Annotated in this window: 14 protein-coding genes; 10 read left to right on the forward strand and 4 right to left on the reverse strand. The window is 40.6% G+C overall.

Features of this window, described 5'->3' with window-relative positions:
* A partial coding sequence (locus tag EO95_RS14440) for an S-layer protein domain-containing protein (RefSeq protein WP_048135797.1) occupies window positions 1-1,329 on the reverse strand: 1,329 nt, incomplete at its 3' end.
* A gap of 1,031 nt (window positions 1,330-2,360) precedes the next feature.
* Here EO95_RS14440 and EO95_RS14445 point away from each other — a divergent pair.
* The 5 genes from EO95_RS14445 to EO95_RS14465 all read left to right on the forward strand — a co-directional run bounded on the left by EO95_RS14445 (window position 2,361) and on the right by EO95_RS14465 (window position 9,605).
* Window positions 2,361-2,936: a hypothetical protein gene (locus tag EO95_RS14445; protein ID WP_048135799.1), complete on the forward strand. Its 576-nt coding sequence runs from the start codon at window positions 2,361-2,363 to the stop codon at window positions 2,934-2,936.
* A 436-nt stretch (window positions 2,937-3,372) separates the two neighbouring features.
* Window positions 3,373-5,016, forward strand: coding sequence for a tRNA uridine(34) 5-carboxymethylaminomethyl modification radical SAM/GNAT enzyme Elp3 (locus EO95_RS14450; RefSeq protein ID WP_048135801.1), 1,644 nt, complete (start codon window positions 3,373-3,375; stop codon window positions 5,014-5,016).
* A 1,573-nt stretch (window positions 5,017-6,589) separates the two neighbouring features.
* A complete protein-coding gene (locus EO95_RS14455; RefSeq protein ID WP_048136055.1) occupies window positions 6,590-6,985 on the forward strand; it encodes a DUF1699 family protein in 396 nt (131 codons plus the stop codon).
* A gap of 683 nt (window positions 6,986-7,668) precedes the next feature.
* Window positions 7,669-8,172: a hypothetical protein gene (locus tag EO95_RS14460; protein WP_048135803.1), complete on the forward strand. Its 504-nt coding sequence runs from the start codon at window positions 7,669-7,671 to the stop codon at window positions 8,170-8,172.
* A 32-nt stretch (window positions 8,173-8,204) separates the two neighbouring features.
* Complete coding sequence (locus EO95_RS14465) at window positions 8,205-9,605, forward strand: DHHA1 domain-containing protein (RefSeq protein WP_048135805.1); 1,401 nt, start codon at window positions 8,205-8,207, stop codon at window positions 9,603-9,605.
* 111 nt (window positions 9,606-9,716) lie between these two features.
* On the opposite strand, the gene nrpRII is transcribed toward EO95_RS14465, so the two are convergent.
* From nrpRII to EO95_RS14480, 3 genes are all read right to left on the reverse strand, one after another.
* Window positions 9,717-10,475 carry a global nitrogen regulator NrpRII gene (gene nrpRII, locus EO95_RS14470; protein ID WP_048135807.1) on the reverse strand — a complete coding sequence of 253 codons (759 nt, stop codon included), beginning with the start codon at window positions 10,473-10,475 and terminating at the stop codon, window positions 9,717-9,719.
* A gap of 221 nt (window positions 10,476-10,696) precedes the next feature.
* On the reverse strand, window positions 10,697-11,437 hold the full coding sequence (locus EO95_RS14475) for a glucose-6-phosphate isomerase family protein (protein ID WP_048135809.1): 741 nt from the start codon (window positions 11,435-11,437) through the stop codon (window positions 10,697-10,699).
* Between the two features lie 230 nt (window positions 11,438-11,667).
* Window positions 11,668-12,417: a ribonuclease H-like domain-containing protein gene (locus EO95_RS14480; protein ID WP_048135811.1), complete on the reverse strand. Its 750-nt coding sequence runs from the start codon at window positions 12,415-12,417 to the stop codon at window positions 11,668-11,670.
* A gap of 476 nt (window positions 12,418-12,893) precedes the next feature.
* Here EO95_RS14480 and mdh point away from each other — a divergent pair, with 476 nt between their 5' ends.
* The 5 genes from mdh to EO95_RS14505 all read left to right on the forward strand — a co-directional run bounded on the left by mdh (window position 12,894) and on the right by EO95_RS14505 (window position 17,825).
* Window positions 12,894-13,817 carry a malate dehydrogenase gene (gene mdh, locus EO95_RS14485; RefSeq protein WP_048135813.1) on the forward strand — a complete coding sequence of 308 codons (924 nt, stop codon included), beginning with the start codon at window positions 12,894-12,896 and terminating at the stop codon, window positions 13,815-13,817.
* A gap of 656 nt (window positions 13,818-14,473) precedes the next feature.
* Complete coding sequence (locus tag EO95_RS14490; protein ID WP_048135815.1) at window positions 14,474-14,731, forward strand: PRC-barrel domain-containing protein; 258 nt, start codon at window positions 14,474-14,476, stop codon at window positions 14,729-14,731.
* 20 nt (window positions 14,732-14,751) lie between these two features.
* The gene (locus EO95_RS14495) at window positions 14,752-15,483 is read left to right on the forward strand and encodes a tRNA(His) guanylyltransferase Thg1 family protein (protein ID WP_048135817.1); all 732 of its coding nucleotides are present in this window, start codon (window positions 14,752-14,754) and stop codon (window positions 15,481-15,483) included.
* Window positions 15,484-15,522: 39 nt separating this feature from the next.
* Window positions 15,523-16,476, forward strand: a complete 954-nt coding sequence (locus EO95_RS14500; protein WP_048135819.1) for a tyrosine--tRNA ligase — start codon at window positions 15,523-15,525, stop codon at window positions 16,474-16,476.
* Window positions 16,477-16,652: 176 nt separating this feature from the next.
* Window positions 16,653-17,825, forward strand: coding sequence for a hypothetical protein (locus EO95_RS14505; RefSeq protein ID WP_048135820.1), 1,173 nt, complete (start codon window positions 16,653-16,655; stop codon window positions 17,823-17,825).
* The last annotated feature ends 606 nt before the right edge of the window (window positions 17,826-18,431 follow it).

Consider the following 18,431-nt stretch of genomic DNA (forward strand, 5'->3'; position numbering starts at 1 on the left):
CTGCCTGGCTTCGATAGCATAGCCTTCGCCGAGGTCGAGGAGTTCGCCGGTTCTGATGGTGTACTTGTCATCGCTGTCAAGGATGAGCTTTGCAAGCTTGTCAGCTTTGTCAGCGTTGAGTGGGATGTATTCTTCTGCAAAGAAGCCGATAACAGGGTACTGTCCCCAGTTTGCCTTTGCGTTGGAGTACTCGTAATCAACATTCTCGATGGTGGTCGAATAAACGAGGCCGCCTTCAGGAATCACGTTTCCTTTAATACCGGAAACTTTGAGGGATTCTGTGGAGACATCGTCGTTGATGTCATAGTAGAAGCCAGCGAATTTGGTTGCATCCCAGGTGAAGTCACCTGCGCCGGAGGCGACCTGTCCTCTGAGTTCATAGGTGCCGGGCTCTGTGATTTCCTTCATGACGTAGAACCTGAGCACATTGGAGCTGGTGTCAGCGGTCTTGAAGAACATGCCCTCAGCGATTTCATCTGCGTCATCCCTGGTAAGGGTGAAGGTGTCTTCGTTGGTGATGGTAAGGGTTTTACCGTTGATTGAAACATCATTGAGTTCGCCGAATTCGTCGTCAGACTCGATTGTCATTGCGTTTGCGTAGTCAATGAGCCAGAGACCTTCGATCTGGGCAATGCTGTCTACTGCGCCCTGGAAGACCTGGTTGACGTGTACTCTGAGGACAACGACATCGTCTTCGTCCTGGATGTCATCAAGTTCGACTTCCCAGGTGTTGGTGCCAGTACCGACTGAGATGATTTCATCATCTACGAATTCTCCGTCCTTGGATAATTCGAGCCAGACTTTCTCACCGTCAACATCGACCTGCTTGGCTTCGATAGCATAGCCTTCGCCGAGGTCGAGGAGTTCGCCGGTTCTGATGGTGTACTTGTCATCGCTGTCAAGGACGAGCTTTGCGAGCTTGTCAGCTTTGTCAGGGTTGATCGGGATGTACTTCTCTGCGAAGAAACCGATCAGGCTGTAGTTGCTCCAGCCATCTGCTGCATTTTCATATTCGTAAGCAACATTCTGAATGGTTGTTGAGTAGACAATTCCGCCTTCTCCAATGACATTGCCTTTAGTGTCAGGTTTTTTAACAATGGAAAGGGTTTCGGTTGTCACATTATCGTCAATGTCATAGTAAAATGCTGCAAACTTAGTTGCATCGATTGTAAGGGTGTTACCAGCGCCATATGTATCAATAATGTCGTTGATATCAGAGCCATTGTACACTGGGCCACGGATCTCAATTACGTCTGCTGCACTTGCGGCGGATGCAAATACAGTGAGAAGCATGAGAACAGCCAGTGATACTGCTGCAAATCTCTTCATATTATTGTTTCCTCCATGTTTGTTAAGATATATCGTATGTAAGAAGAAGTGTCGGGATCAAACACTTAAAGGGTTTCACCATTCTTCACCAAATCAGACTCATCCATTTCGTCGATTGCCGAAGAGGATTTCATTCCCTCCTTATCCCTCTAAATTGGATTACAAGTGTTCTATAAAATAATTGCATTATTAAATCTTTTGTGGTCTATTTCAGGGGAATTAAAGAAGAAAAGCGCAAAACAACGATACAAATGACGGTAAATGTCGAAAGAACCCGGGCAGAATATTCGTCAGAGGTTAACAGAGAAGATGAAGTAGAAATACTTATAAAACACTATGGAAAAAAGGTAATGTGTTTTAAGAGGAGTAACTAAATAATTTGAAACAATACTAATTTTAAAAAACGATTATGTAAAAACACCATTTATTCAATGTTGATCCATTTTGAAAACCTATTAAATCAGGTAAAAATATCGGCACTTCGCACATGCCATCCTTTTCTCAACTGCAGAACCGAAGCAGGGCATTATTAGTATAACAGTCTAATACATTCCAGATTATACGTGAGCAGGCATCTTCTAAAAAGAGACTGTGTTTGAATACTCCATAATAGGCTGTCTTTTACATGTACTCTAGATACTGAACACACGGACAGCAGGAAAAGTGGCAGTTTAGAAATTAGTCCGGTAAAGCTGGCAAATTTCGAGGATTGGGGGTAAAAGTAAAAATAAACTTTTGAAACAATTCAGTTATTTTTCGCACGGACTTTCATTAGTTTTATAATAATAAAAGTAAAAAAAATGTCTATTTCACTCGGTGTATAGTATAATCATACAGAATATTAGAAATTGACGATATAAGAGAGGAAATATAATATAAGAAAAATATATAAAAGAAAAGAGTAGAAAATAATCTGAAGAAAGGATGCCCTGAAAATAAGGCACCTGACATTATACAGATAACCTATATAAGATCATATTTTATACCTGAACAATGCAACATAGGATTAAAAACAACATGGGGTATCAGCTTTGGAATGTCAAGATATTATCCAGAATGTCCTCTGCAGGATTAAAGCCATCAAAGGCGTGGAAGATACGTACATTTTGAATGAAGAAGATAAAGAGAAAATATTTGAGCTCGAGAAAAAAGCCGAAGGGGCGGTCTTGATGGGCATGGGAATCGGAGATAACCAGGGGATCAAAGAGGTTTTCAAACGCCAGGTAATCATTGCCTTTACAACCAACATGGACTACGTCTGGCCTGAAGGACCAAATGTAATTCTAATGCAGTATGGGGAAAAAGTAGGTGAAGATGTCTATGACCCCGAAAAACTCGAAGAGTGTAAAAAGTGCAAGGATATGATGGTGATGGGAAATTTTGTAATTTACAGAAATGCAGTACCAAAGCCGCAGAGCACAAAAAAAGAACCGATGACTGTTGTACTCCCTCCCCAGAGTTGTAAAGAAGTAGAATGTGTGAGCAACGTGGCTAATACCGTGCTCGCGTCCCCATCCACCCCTTCAGACGAGTACATCAGGTCTGTAATGGGTCTCAAGCCACAGGTAGGGCAGGGGACTTTTATCATCGGATTCGACACCTGCTGATCAAACTGGACATGTGGATGGTTACAGAAGTAAAAAATGTCTAGAAAAACAATCAAGCACACGATACAGACATGCCTGAGAGATGGCTCAGTCGTCATTATACATGTACTATACTCAACGTTGTATCTATAGATATAATACAGTAACAAAAACAATACAACAGCAAAAATTAAGTGTGCTATACAATAAAAAATGAAAATTCAAACAAACGATCTTTAGTATAAAAGATCGAAAATTATCTTTTTTTAGAGAGGTACAGCAGCAGGTTTCAATATTTAGATAAAGCAAGTTTATTGAGAATTCAGACCAACGAAAATTTAAAGAATCCTACATAAGGGAAATTCCATTACTTAGAAATCGGTCTCAAAACACTTTTATCTAAAACTGCTGCCGAAAGAAATAGCCGGGAATAAATGCCGGAAAGACGGAATATGAAATGAAGGAAGCTGATTATAACAGGGCCTGCAGAAGTGTACTTGAAAAGGTACTTGCCGGTGAAATAAAAGACGAAGTCCAGTTGAACAAAGAAAAAAAAGATGTGAGTAAGCTACATCATCTTGCCAGCCTGCCCAGAAATGGAGATATAATTATGCAGGGTACACCTGAAGAGCGAGCTCTAATAAAGGAGTTCCTCAGGCGAAAACCCGTAAGGACAATTTCCGGAGTTGCAGTAATTGCTGTAATGACCTCTCCCGCCCCATGCCCTCATGGAGTTTGTCTACCCTGCCCGGGAGGCCCAAAATCAGCATTTAAATCCCCTCAGAGCTACATGGGAAAAGAACCTGCAGCAATGAGAGCTATTCAACACGAGTTCGACCCTTACGCCCAGGTTCAATCCAGGCTATCTCAGCTAAGGGAGATCGGCCATGATGTGGAGAAGGTAGAGCTGATAGTTATGGGAGGCACATTTTCAGCACGCAGCCTCGACTATCAGGAATGGTTTAGCAAACGTTGCCTTGAAGCAATGAACGATCTCACAGGCACTGAATGGAGGGAAAATGTCTGGAAGATCGGAAAATCAGTCCCTTACATTCCGCTTGAAGAGGTTCAGAAAGCTAACGAAATAGCGGACATCCGTAACGTGGGAATAACATTTGAGACACGTCCAGACTGGGCAAGAGAAGAACATGTGGACGAGTTCCTCAGGCTTGGAGGAACAAAAGTCGAGCTTGGAGTCCAGAGTGTTTATGACTTTGTCTTAACCAGAATGCAGAGAGGACATGGTGTTGCAGAAATTGTCAGGGCTAACCGGGTATTAAGAGACAGCGCATTTAAGGTAGGCTTCCACATGATGCCCCACCTCCCGGGATCAGATTCACAACTCGACCTGAGAGGGTTTAAAAAGCTCTTTGAAGATCCGCGTTTCATGCCGGATTACCTCAAAATTTATCCAACCCTTGTGACTGAAGGCACCCCTCTGCACAGGATGTGGGAAGCCGGAGAATATCAGGCACTTTCAGATGAAGAGGCTGCAGAGCTCGTTGCAGACATAAAAGCTGTCCTGCCTAAATGGGTAAGACTCCAGCGCATCCAGCGTGACATTCCCGCCAATCAAATCTTTGCAGGCGTCAGAAAGAGTAACCTCAGGCAACTTGCAGAAGAAAAACTTCGGGAAAAGGGAGGTAAATGCCACTGTATACGCTGCAGGGAAGTGGGGCACAATAGCCTGAAAGGGAGAAGGCTAAACGAGAAAGACATCGAGCTTACGATGGAAACTTACGAAGCCTGTAACGGTAAAGAACATTTCATTGCTTTTGAGGACCTTTCGGCAGATATCCTGATAGGTTTTACGCGTTTGCGTTTCCCGGCGACTCCCCACCGTCAGGAACTGCAGGACTCCGCCCTTATAAGAGAACTGCACGTTTACGGCTCCATGGTACCTGTAGGAAAAGGGGCAAAACAAAAGGAATGGCAGCACCGGGGCTATGGAAAAGAACTTATTGAGCACGCTGAAAAAACGGCATATGAATCCGGCTACAGGAAACTTGCAATAATCAGTGGAATAGGTGCCAGGGAATACTACCGAAAACTCGGGTATAATCTTGACGGAGCTTATATGTCAAAAACTCTGAGGGGCTAAAAAGATGGCCCTCTTCCACTACATACCTTAAACTGAGTTTTCCAACCCGATACTTTACACAACCTATCGGGTTCCGGAACCTCTCCAGAGTTACTGGAACCCGTAATATTCCTGTTAACAGTTGTCCTTGCAGGGACTTTTTGGTATAAGATTTGCTTTTCTAGCATCTATCAGTATACATCCGGAAACACCATCTTAAGCACTTACCGTTTTCTCCCCACATTATGTTTCAAGTGTCTGGCTTTCCCACTAACTATTTTTTCAACTCCCTTTATACTCCAGATATTTGTATAAGCGGTTTTTTATAAAAATTCGGATTGTTTATCAGCTTGCTCCTGACAATTTATTTCAGATTTTGGGTTTAAAAGAGAAGAGTAAAGAAAAATATATAAATATTAATTTGTAAAAACATTTTAATAAAATTTATTAATATAAAAATCGTACTGTGGTTTTTTAGTTATAGAGTATAGAAGGTTTTGATTTGGATCTAAAAAGTTAAGAGGAAAAACGGGCTAAAACCTCAACAAGCAAGGCAATAAAGAGAAACTGATAAAATTGGCTATTATAACTTTTCCCTTATAATAACCACTTATATTTTAAAGATATAAGGTCTATCAAATATAATTAATGTAAAAATATAAATAGTACTGTGTAAATAAAGTAAGTCAACTGAATAATAATATTGAAGCGCAAGTCAAAATTTCTGCGTTAGTAAAATTAACTGACCAGAGACGAAAGACCTTGTTAGGAAGAAAATTCAGTTGAGCCATCAATTTTAAAGAATGAGGGGGATTATATGGCACATAAAAAATATAAAAAAGATTGGGGAGGGGAATATTCTGTCCTTAGTACCTGCAAAATGAGGAAAAACAGCCTATAAAAAATAACTAGTTAACTGAAATCCCTGTCCATCGCATTCGAATCTACAGATTTCACAGGGAGATTTACAGAGAAATGTTAAATAGTATGGTACAATAACGTATACCCGCCTTCACAAATTGTATAAAATATTTACAATTTATATGAAAAAAAGAAAAATGTCAACTTTTGGTTTCGCAAAAAATACTCTTCAAGCTTCAGGAAAAAAATACGGGTCACATTTTAAGGTAAATCCGTAATATATGAAATTAAAAACCTGAAAAAGAAAAAAATTATAAAAAGCAAAAATAAGGCAATTAAGAGATTTGGCTTCTGAAATAAATTTTTGATTAAAATAAAAGTAAAAAAAACATTCATAAAAAAATAAATATTATGAGACATTAACATAATAAAAAACGTAATATATCAGATCCGAAAGCCCCACTCAGGTTTTGAATTTTAAAGACAAAAACAAACCCGAAATTAAACCAAAGAAACCTTAAATAGAACCTAAGAAACCCTAAAAAACCTGAGAAATATTAAATTAAACCCTAATTAAACCCTAAATTAAACCCTAATTAAACCCTAATTAAACCCTAATTAAACCCTAATTAAACCCTAATTAAACCCTAATTAAACCCTAAATTAAACCTGAGAAACCCTAAATTAAACCCTAAATTAAACCCTAAAAAACCTGGAAAGAGCGGTGATAAAAATGAAAATTAGAGTTGTAAGCTCAAAAGAAGAAATTGACACTTTAAAACTCAATGAGGAAATTGTCCATCTTGCATTCAGACCATCCAACAAGGACATTTTTAAACTCATTCTGAAGTGTCCAGAAGTAAAAGCGATCCACATCCCGAGCTCATACAAGAGAACGATTTCCAGTTCTGCACAGATGTATCTATCGATGCAGAACATTGCTTTGCTTGAGGGCGATGTGTGGGGCCACAGAAAAGACATCAACGAATATTCCGAAGTTTCCCAACATGTATTTGACCGTATAAAGGAACTGAAAGAAGAGGGAAACTCCGATGAAGACACAATAGAAAGACTTGTAAGGGAAACAAGGCTCAGCCCTGAGTTTGTAACCTTTATCATATCGAATTAAAATAAAGTTCTAAATAAGCCGATCAAAATCCTGATCGGCGTCCATTCTCCGGCAGAATTCCCTGCTTAAACTTTTTTAAAATATTCAGAGACATATCCTGAAGCAAATCCTATAAGTTCCAGAGCTGATACAGGAAAAATGTATCGGAAAACGTGTCTCTCGTAAATTAATTAATTTAAGAGTTCCAGTCACCAGCAAGCTTTTAAAGAAAACTATCCTTCAGGATAAAAATTTCTTTTAGAAATAACAAATTAGATGTAATTAGATATTTTCTCATACAGGAACCTTATTTCATACATCAGTACATTTTAGCAACTACCAGTGATACAAGAATATTATTGATGTAGGAATATTATTGAGCCTGATATGCATTACTTTTATCAATACCTGACCGATAACATCTTTACTCTTACCAGAAACCTACCCTAAAACCCATATTATCTGTCGTCGGGATGCATTACCTGTGCCACCAGCATTCATAATCTGTTGTCTGCATGCACTATAGCTACTGGAATTCATTATCTGTTGTCCGCATGCACGATCTAGCTACTGGAATTCATTATCTGTTTCCCGTCTGTATTATCTTTGCTATCCGAAAAAAAATAGAAAATAAACCCGGGCATTGCCCTTATGTTTTAAATAAAAAGCTTAAGTAAAATAGAGAAAAACAGGAGATGGATTTTATGACCGAGTTCGAACATGTGCTTGTAAACTCATTTAACGCATACATTGAGGAAAAAGGCATAAGAGCCATCTCCTACCGGCTTAAGCAGCACAGGTTTACTTCTCAGTTCCTTGACGTGCTTGTAGATTCCCTTGACCCTGACCTGTACCTGGGGATCGAATGTAAAAGTATCTCTGTGGAGAAAGGAGCAAACGCACTTTACTTCACCCAGCATTTTACTGTAGACAAAAAAGGCATCCATCAAATAGACAGGATTTCAGACTACCTGAATAAATCGGGAAGGAGGGGATTCCTTGCAGTAGAGCTTCGCCTCGGGACAGGTCATGACAGGGAAGCATATATGGTCCCCTGGGAAGAGCTGGAGAAGAGTTATCATGCAAAAAATCTTAAACTAACAGTACAGGAAATCCGAAATTTTCCGGAAATGAAAAGGGATGGAAAAGATTACATGATAAACCCTAAAGAATGGGGAAGAAAAAATCGCTGGGAAAAAGACAGTTAAACTGAGGCTAGCAGAGAATCTCGGAGAAAGTAATGACTGAAATTATGGAAGCATTTAGAAAAGAAGCAGGCAGATGTGCCGAAGAGATAAGAAAACATAGGTCAGTGCACGTAGTATCTCATATAGATGCAGACGGACTGACTTCTGCAGGGATTATCTGCACAGCTCTTGAACGGGGAAATATCGAATATACAGCACGTTTTGTAAAGCAACTCGATGAAAAAGCCCTTGACACTCTCGCAGACGAAAACCATGAGTTAATAGTTTTTACGGATCTCGGCAGCGGGATGTGCGAACATATAAAATCCCGCGGGATCAATGCTATTGTCTCAGACCACCACCAGCCTCAGGGCACTCTGGAGTTTCACCTCAACCCACACCTTTTTGGGGCGAACGGTTCTTACGAACTAAGCGGTTCGGGAACCACTTACCTTCTGGCTTCAGCCCTCGGAAAAAACAGAGACCTTTCCTCACTTGCCATAGTAGGGGCTGTAGGGGATATGCAGCACCTGAAAATGGGGCAGCTTGTAGGGATTAACAGGGAAATTCTGGAAGAAGGGGTGAGAGGAGGGAACCTCGAATTCAAAAAAGACCTGACCCTGTTCGGAAAGCAGACCCGCCCAATCTACAAACTTCTGCAGTACTCTTCTGATCCTTACCTTCCCGGACTTACCGGAGATGAAGAAGCTTGCATTGAATTTCTTCATTCCCTGAATATTCGCCACAGCCAGGACGAGCGCTGGAGGCGCTGGATAGAACTTGAGGTTTCGGAAAAACAGAAAATTGTCTCAGGGCTTATCCAGTATTGCCTTAAATCAGGAATACCGTCATACAGGATCGAGCGCCTGATAGGCGAGGTGTACGTCCTCCTCAATGAAAAGGAAGGTACGGAAATGAGAGATGCATCAGAGTTTTCCACTCTTCTCAATGCTACTGCCCGGTACGACCATGCTGACATCGGGCTTGCAGTCTGCATGGGGGACAGGGAAAACGCCTACGAAGATGCCAAAAAACTGCTTGCTGAACACAGGCAAAACCTCGTTAACGGGCTTCTGTACGTAAAAGAAAATGGTATTACTCAGCTCAATAACATCCAGTACTTTGATGCAGGTTCGCAGATAAAGGAAACCATTGTAGGAATAATTGCAGGCATGAGTTCCACAATAGTTGAAAACAGGAATCTTCCAATTATTGCCTTTGCAAAAACAGAGGGAGGAGTTAAGGTCTCAGCAAGAGGGACGCAGGACCTGATCCGCAGAGGAGTAAACTTATCTGAAGCAATGTCAACTGTATCGGCAGAAGTTGGCGGGGCAGGCGGCGGACACGATATTGCCGCAGGGGCAACTATTCCTGAGAACGTAAAAGAAGAGTTTGCCCGAAAACTGGACCTTTTCATAGGAGAACAGCTTCGACGGAAAGCAAATTCAAGATAATGGAGGCTGCCCTCCGGAAATCGTTCCGGAAAGCCGGATACCACGAAAAGCAAATTCAAGGCTCAGTGAATGAAGGACAGGAATTTCTGGAATAGAGGTAATAAGCAGGTTTCAGACCAGATCTTCAATCCGGCTCATTTCCTTGAAAGAAATTAACCTTGACATTGCACTTGTGTCTATAGGAATTCCATACTCCTGTACAACAGCCATCGGATTTGTTCCTCCAATGACAACTATTCCGAGGTGGTCTCTCTCAATAGGGACATCGAGAACTCTTGTGTTTGGTTCTCCCACTTCCAGAATTCCGCTGAAGCCTGCATCCAGAAGGTCAGAAAGGCTACTTTCAATCACATCTCTTGCAACCATGGGAGCTTCCCTCAGGTTTGCGAGAATCTTGCCTGAACCTGTCCTGAGCATTTCAGATACGGAAGTGATTCCCTGAGACATCAGGACTTCCAGAGGATCTACAGTTGTACTTACATATGTCAGCACATCGGTAAAACGTACAGGAATTCCGTTTCGGATCTGGACAACCCCGCCAAGCTTCGGATTTACAGGAATTCCTGCTTTTAGCAGTACGCCGTCAATAGTTATACTGCAGACAGTCCCGATCCCTACCTTTCCGTTTTCAATGGTCAGGTTTCCGATTGATTCCCCTTCGGAAATTACTTTTACGTAAGGGGTCACGGAAAGTCCGCTTGAGATAACCATCTTGAAGATCCCGAGCACATCGTCCAGGTCTTTTTTATCGATAAGCGAGAGATTAAGTATGACGTCTCCATCCATTTTCTTCGGATCAAATGTAGTCCTGTACATGAGATCTCTGATTCGGGATGATGTAAACTGAATACGGTATCCATTTTTTTGCATTTCAACCCTCCTGTAATTGAAAGTATTTATACCTATTATAAGTTGTGTATTAATATGAAGGAAAAACATCCTCCCGATTGGTATCAACCATCTGTCTGTAAGTTCCCGGCCTTAAAGGCTATAATAAAAAAAGATAAAAATTAAGGTTTCTCAGAGGAGTCTTCAGGAAAAATGTATTAGAACGTGAGCTCGTGTATATCATGAGAAACTCGGAATCCTTTTCACAACACTCCCGCTAAGAAACCCATAAAATCCTGCGGAGCCGTTAAGAATCTTAGTTTGTCAGCTCTATGCAAAAGATCATACATATTTTCTCCGGAATCAAGCCTGAGTTCATCAAAGCTTAGTGGTTTGAGATAACGAATGGATGGGATATCCCTGTAAAGGGGATTTTTGGCAAAGCCATCTTTAAGAAGGAAATAGGCAGCTCCGGAAAGTCTTTTTACAGGCTCATAGACCGAAGAGAAATCCCGACAAACCCAGTTTGCCATCTCAAGAGTCTTTTCTGAAGCGTTTATTGTTACATGCCCGTACCCGGGTGGGACAAGCACCATATCTCCTTTTTCTGCTTTGATTACTGCCACATCCAGAACAATATCCTCTTCTCCAGGTTCCACTTTCTGCAGTAGATAAGTAGCAGAACCTTCAAGCACCTGGTAAATCTCAGGATAGGAAACATCTGTTCCGGGAACCTGCGGATGGTAGTGACCTACGGTTTTAATATATTCTGACCCAAGCATTCCGGGAGGGATTCTTGTAATGTCATATCTGAGGTGGTGGGTTTTAATGTTCTCAAGATCAGCATCATTTTTGGCAAGATCCCTGAACATGTAATACATGTCTTTATTTCTTTCATCTACCCTTTCAAACCATTCCCTATCAAATACCACATCTTCCATATCGTGGAGTTTTCTTACATCCGCCACAGTGACTTTATCCCCGAACTTCAGTGTTACTGCCATTAAATTCCCCTTTATTTCAGAGCATATAGATAACGTTCAATACCACAGCGAGCCTGTTCAATTACATACAAGATTTACATACAAGATTTTGCCATAAAAGTTAGCAGTGAATCAGTAAGGCCAAAATCCAGAACAGCAATAGGAAGTGCATAAGTTATTAACTGACAATATATACATATTGCTGACATTTCTACTTTTTGGCGACATCCTGATAGGAAAACTGCACTGTTTCACGTCTTCAAAGCTTTTTCAACCATTTTCGGGTAAGTAAGTTCAATAATAGTTTTCAGATTTACTATATCCTCCTGATTATATTTAAGAAGCAGGTCCAGAGCTTCCTTATCGCCCTTCTCATACTTCCTCCAGAGCCGGACCGCATCAAATCCATCCATACCGTCCGTATCCTCACTTCTGCAGATCCCGAGCAGCTTTTCAATATTTTTGAGACCTCCGCCATACCCTATACGCCTGAGCGGATACATCAGGTCGATGTGGAGCTGCTTGAATTCGATTTCGGGAAATTCGGATTTTATGAAAGGAATATCAAAGCGGGCTCCGTTAAAGGACACGAGGAGCTTGTATTTTGAAAATTCCTCTACTATGTCATCAAGATTGATTCCCCTCACATACATTTTGGACTCATTCCCGTCATAGATTCCAACAACGGTAATCCTGTCCCTGCTGGGAGAAAGCCCTGTGGTTTCGATGTCAAAGAAAGCGACAGAGTCAGAAAACAGAGAATAAGTCCTCCAGTGTTCTGCAGAAGGGAGACGCTGTGAAAAAAAGAAGCAATCTCTTGCAGCCAGATGTTTAGAAGAAATCTTTATTTCGTCACATATTCTGGTTTTCCTTGATAAAGGAATTGAGATTCGATCTTCCATTTCCAGGAACTCTTCCCAGGTATTTATTCCTGAAGCCCAGATCTTCTGCTCAAGAGCTTTTCCTACGCCTGGAATGTGAATATATGTGTTCTTTAGCATTTTTCCCCTGAACCATTGTAGGTGATCTTTAATAAAAATACTGCATGAGGACTGAAAGTGACATAGAACGCAGACAGTGGCTTTCAATAAATATAAACCCTACATTAAATGGTCAGAACATAGAAACTGTTCTCTAAACAGACATTAATCTGGGTCAATTCGTTCGGACATGTATTTAAGAGTCGACCTTGCCGTACGGAATCGTTCCGGAGTCACACCGACAAGGTTAATATACTTAGCTAGTGATAATATAAAGTACTCTTTATTTCTTGCGGGGGCAAAACATAAAGAGGGTTTATAGAGTCCGACTTAATAAGATTGGGGAAAAAATACAAGTTCAGGATTTCTAGAAAGCCAAAAAAATAAATACTAAGATATAGTTACCACCAAACCAATTAGAAATTCATGATCGATTTTTACAGGCAGGAATCAAGAAAGCTTCCTGCAAATGAATATTTTATACGGGTGTGCAAGTAATGGCTAAAATTTCCGTAATTGGTGCAGGAAATGTAGGTGCGACCACAGTCCAGCGGCTAGCCGAACTGGAACTGGGCGAAATTGTCATGACAGATATTGTGGAAGGACTACCACAGGGAAAAGCTCTTGACCTAATGCAGGCAGGGGCAATAAATGATTATGATACACAGGTAACAGGTACTAACAATTATGCAGACATTGCAGACTCTGACCTGGTGATCATTACAGCCGGGATTGCCAGAAAGCCCGGAATGAGCAGGGAAGACCTTATTAAAACCAATTCAAAAATAATAGGAGAGGTATCCCGAAATATTGCAGAGTATTCTCCGAACTCCATTGTTATAAATGTCACAAACCCACTTGACATTATAACATATGTATCTATGAAAGCAACGGGCTTTGAGCCAAAAAAGGTCTTCGGGATGAGTGGAGTTCTTGATGCAGGTCGTTTTGCAAGCTTTATAGCAGAAGAACTGAAGTGTTCGAAAAAGGATGTCGAGGCAATGGTTATAGGAGGCCACGGAGACCTTATGGTTCCCCTCCCCCAGTATACCACAGTCTCAGGAGTTTCGCTTCCGGAACTGCTTCCGGAGGAGACAATTGCCAGGCTTGTAGAAAGGACAGTGAATGGAGGAGCCGAAATCGTAGGACTTCTCAAACAGGGAAGTGCATTTTATGCCCCGTCTGCAGCCATTGTGCGCATGGCAGAAGCCGTGCTTAAAGATTCAAAACGCATTATTCCGGCGTCTGCATATCTTGAGGGGCAGTATGGGCAGGAAGGAATTTACTTCGGAGTGCCCGTAAAACTGGGAGCAAACGGGATAGAAGAAATCCTGGAACTCAAACTTGATGAAAGCCAGTATGAGATACTAAGAAAATCCTCAGAAACGATTAGAAGGGGAATCTCACAGCTGGAAATATAAAAAATAAACCAAAAAAAACCTTAAGAGGCATAGACAGATCAGAGCTGAAAGGTAAGTATTAACAAAAGAAAGGTTTAACAAAAGAAAGTTTTCGGTTAACGGAAAAATCAGTACATTTTTTTCGGCAGGTTTTTTAGGCGGGTTTTTTAGGCGGATTATAAAAATCTCAGAAGCCTGCCCTATTTACCAGTTTATTTCTGTTTTTAAATGTCTCTAAAAAATACAAAAACAAAGTTAATCCTTCTTGGTCAATTCGGAGAAGAGAAGGTGGGTCAACTACCCGCTAAATCTAAAGATTTAACGGGTTTCCTGCTAAAGCACTATGAATTAAAAGTTTCCATTCCTCTGGCCAGGACAATTCAGGAAAGAATTCAATAGAGAAAAACACCACCTATGACTAACTTAAACGCGGAGTATTTATTATAGAAAATAGATTAAAAATCCTTTTTCTCAGAAAAAGGCAATAGATAATTCGTTAATCGTAAACATTAAGATTAAGTAGAACTGTAGAATCTGGAACTATATTTTAAATAGAGAAGAGAGCTCAGTAAAACTGTAAGATATATAAGTATGTTTTTCATATAAGGTAGAGGAAGATATTTAAATAAATTTAGGATGCATAGATAACTTAAATTAATTAATAGAGCTGGGATATAATGCGCGAAGAACTCACATCACTCTTTGGCCTAAGCATATACACAAACAACGGTGTTTATGTAGGGAAGTTGCAGGACCTTGTAATTGATGTCGAGGAACGGAAAGTTACAGGACTTGCTGTTTCGGACATTAACAGGGAACTTTTTGATCTTAGCAGCAGAGGTATTATTATTCCCTACCGGTGGGTTATAACAGCAGCAGACATTATAATAATCAGAGACGTTATCCAGAGATACAAAAAGAGGAAAGAAGACTGAATGGTCTTTCGAAAAGTCATATGAAAAACCGGGAAATCTATGCTGAAATGCGCTGTATCCCGCCAGTGGTCTTGCGCGCTGACGGCAGGAATTTCAAAAATACACTTTCAGGCCTGGGCTTTAAGAAACCCTATGATAAAACCTTCGCCAGAGCGATGGCGAACACTGCCGAACTCTTCATCAAAAAAAGCGGTTTAAGCCCTCTTTTTGCCTATACTTTTTCAGATGAAGCCAGTTTTATTTTCACAGACCTACCTTTTGACGGCAGGGTGGAAAAAATCGATTCTGTTGTGGCGAGCTTTTTGGGAAGTGCCCTTACGATAGAACTGCGGCTTGAAGAACCCATAGCTTTTGATTCCAGATTGGTGGCTCTTCAAAAGGAAGAAATTCCTGAGTACTTTCACTGGAGGCAGCTGGAAGCCTGGCGCAACTTTGTGGCAGCCTGGGGATACTATGCCCTCAGGAACGAAGGTATGGAGAAGAATGAAGCCGCAAAGTGTCTGAAAGGAAAAAAAGAATGGGAAATTCATGAGATGCTTTTTGAGAGAGGCATCAATCTTGCGGCGCTTCCTGCCTGGCAGAGGAGAGGAATCATTATATCAAACGAAGAATATGAAATCCATGGTTTCAATCCGGTATCTGGCAAAGAGGAAAAATCCCTGCGAAGAAAAATAACTCAGAACTGGGAAATCCCGAAATTCAAATCCGAAGAAGGGATACCGTTTTTAGAGAAACTTATTAATAGAAACTGAAGTGTTTCAGAATAAAAAAAGAAAAGGAATGTAGATGTAATGGACAGACTTGAGCTTATAAGAAGAAATGTTCAGGAAATTGTAACCGAAGAAGAACTGGAAGGACTCCTTAAAAATAAAGAAATCCCCCGTGCTTACGTAGGATACGAACCGAGCGGAAAAATCCATATGGGGCATGTCCTTACCGTAAACAAATTAATAGATTTGCAAAAAGCAGGATTCAAAATCACTGTCCTGCTTGCAGATGTACACGCTTATATGAACAAGAAAGGCACTCTGGAAGAGGTCAAGAAGATTGCAGACTACAACCGGCGCTGCTTTATCGCTCTCGGGCTTGATGAAGTACAAACTGATTTCGTTTACGGGTCAGACTTCCAGCTGGGTGCCGAGTACATGTTAAATGTGCTCAAACTTTCAAGAACAGTCACCCTTAACAGGGCAAAGAGGAGCATGGACGAAGTAGGGCGTGCAATGGACGACCCGACAGTTTCCCAGATGGTATATCCCCTGATGCAGGCTATTGATATTGCCATGCTCGGAGTGGACGTGGCGGTCGGTGGGATTGACCAGAGGAAAATCCACATGCTTGCCCGCGAAAATTTAAAGAACCTCGGATTTGAAGCACCAATCTGTATTCACACTCCTATTCTCCTTGGGCTTGACGGAACCAAGATGGCTTCTTCAAAGGACAATTTTATTTCAGTAGATGATACGGAAGAAGAGATCTACAAGAAGTTTAAGAAAGCTTTCTGCAAGATAGGAGACGTAGAAGAAAACCCGATTCTTGCTCTTTTCCGCTATCATATCATCCCAAGATACGAAACAGTTGTTATTGAAAGGCCTGAGAAATTCGGTGGAAACCTCACATACCACAGTTACGCTGAGATGGAAAGTGACTTTATAGAAGAAAAAGTCCACCCAATGGACCTTAAAAATGCAGCTGCAAAATATATAAATGAGATTCTGGATCCTGTCCGAAAAGTTCTTCTATGAATTCCGGAAGGGTAAAACCCTTCCAGAAAATTTTAGAAAAAAATCCGGGGTGAAGGCACATTCTTATGGGGAGTGGGACGTCACATAAAAATGCCTGAAGATCCTGGATAAAATGTTATATAGCTATAAGGCATAGAATATTTGGAGAGTTAGTTCAGATATCCAGGGTGCTTTTTATGAAATATGTTTACCAGGACTCTACGGAACTGCCTGTACAGAGGGATTTCATTGAAGATCTGAAATCATACATAGACATAACTGCCCGAGTAATCCCTCTGGAGAATTCCATAATAGAACTTAAGTGCAAAAATAAAGAAGCGCTCCATGAATTGAACAACAGAATTGCTGGAATGAATATCTTCGAGGAGAAACTCAGCTCATTGGTTAATAAATTAATAAAAGAGATAGGTACAGAGGATTTAGTACCCTGTGCTGACGCAATCCGGATCACCTGCAGTGAAAATTTCGGGCGAAAGCATGAAATTCTTGAAATAGAGTCCAGAAAAATTGAAAATGGAACCGCTCAGGAATGTCAAAAAATTGAGAGCAAGGTCCTTGAGGTTCTCAATCCTTTTTTGATCTCAGGAATATATGGAGCCAAAAAGAGATTTGAGCTTTCCAGCAGTATAAGCGGAGTTTCAGGTGAAATAGAAGGTTCGGTTTCAGGCCTGCAATACTATTATAAACTCTGGTTTACAGAAGAGCCTCTGACAGTAGAGAGGCTTATTGATAGCTTGAGCCTGCCAGGATGGACAAGGACAGGAATCCTGCGAAAAGAAGAGAAAATAAAAATGCAGGACCTCTCCGAGTTTCTAGTAAGTTCCCTTGAATATGACAACGAAAGAAATATCCGTCTTGTTCTTGAAAATAAAAAAGCAAACCGGAAGTTCAGGATAGAAGGCAGTGGGCTCAAGTACTTTGTATATGAAGATGATAGAGAGATTACTGCCGACAAAGAGCTTGGTGCTCTTATAGATATGAAGGTTCTTGCTAAAATTCCGGAGAAGATCCAGAATTACCTCCGGACAAATATCCGAACCTATACCCTTTCAAAAGTCCTGCTTGACGAAGAAGATGCCATCTCTACAAACCAGATTTTCGACTGCCTGAAAGTGATTGCCGAACAGTACGGCGTGATCGTCCATGAGTGTCTGACAAAAGGGCTTAATAAAGAAGAAATTACCATCAAAATGGAAGAAGCCGACGGAACAAGAACTGAAAAGTATATCTCAAAGGCTGAAATGTACACCCGTCTTTCCGATGTAGGAAGCGAAGGCGTTGAGATTGCCGAAATACTCGGCGTGGACAGTAGGGCTCAGATTAAGGACAGTAAATACCTGATCGTCTAAGTCTTTTTAAACGTTATCTTTTTGAAGTATCTACTTATAAATTACATTTTAAATTTTGTATTATACATATTAAAACATACATTATGTTTGATATGAGATATATTACAGTATATACTGTTCGTTTTATAGTTTACTTTTTCATTTCTATTTTATACATCAATTCTTTAGACTTTTTCTCTCCTTTTATCGCCCGCAGATTTTAGCTAGTACAACTTATGAGCTGGAACAGATAGAGAAAGGAGAAATAAAAGGGCATCTACTACGGAATTTTGATACATTAATGAGCAGCTATAATACCTGCTTTCGGCAGGTAACTTGTTTTTATTGTAATATTTTTGCTGATAGTGTTTTTGCTGGAAAACACATTATCCCTGATACTAAACATTATTGCAAAAAAGGCTCATTGTTTATATATGTCGTGAGATTTGGGTCATATGTCAACCAGTTTCAAACATAATGCATATTTAAATAATGTTTGAAAAACGCCAGCAGAAAAAAACACTCAAAATATAATGTCGACCTGCCGAAAGTAGGATAATAGATTCAAAAGGAAAAAATCTTCTGAGATTTAGTTGGTAGGATGAAATAAACAGATATAGATAAATT

It is taken from the genome of Methanosarcina sp. 1.H.T.1A.1, assembly GCF_000979295.1.
In the GTDB taxonomy this organism is placed as follows: domain Archaea; phylum Halobacteriota; class Methanosarcinia; order Methanosarcinales; family Methanosarcinaceae; genus Methanosarcina.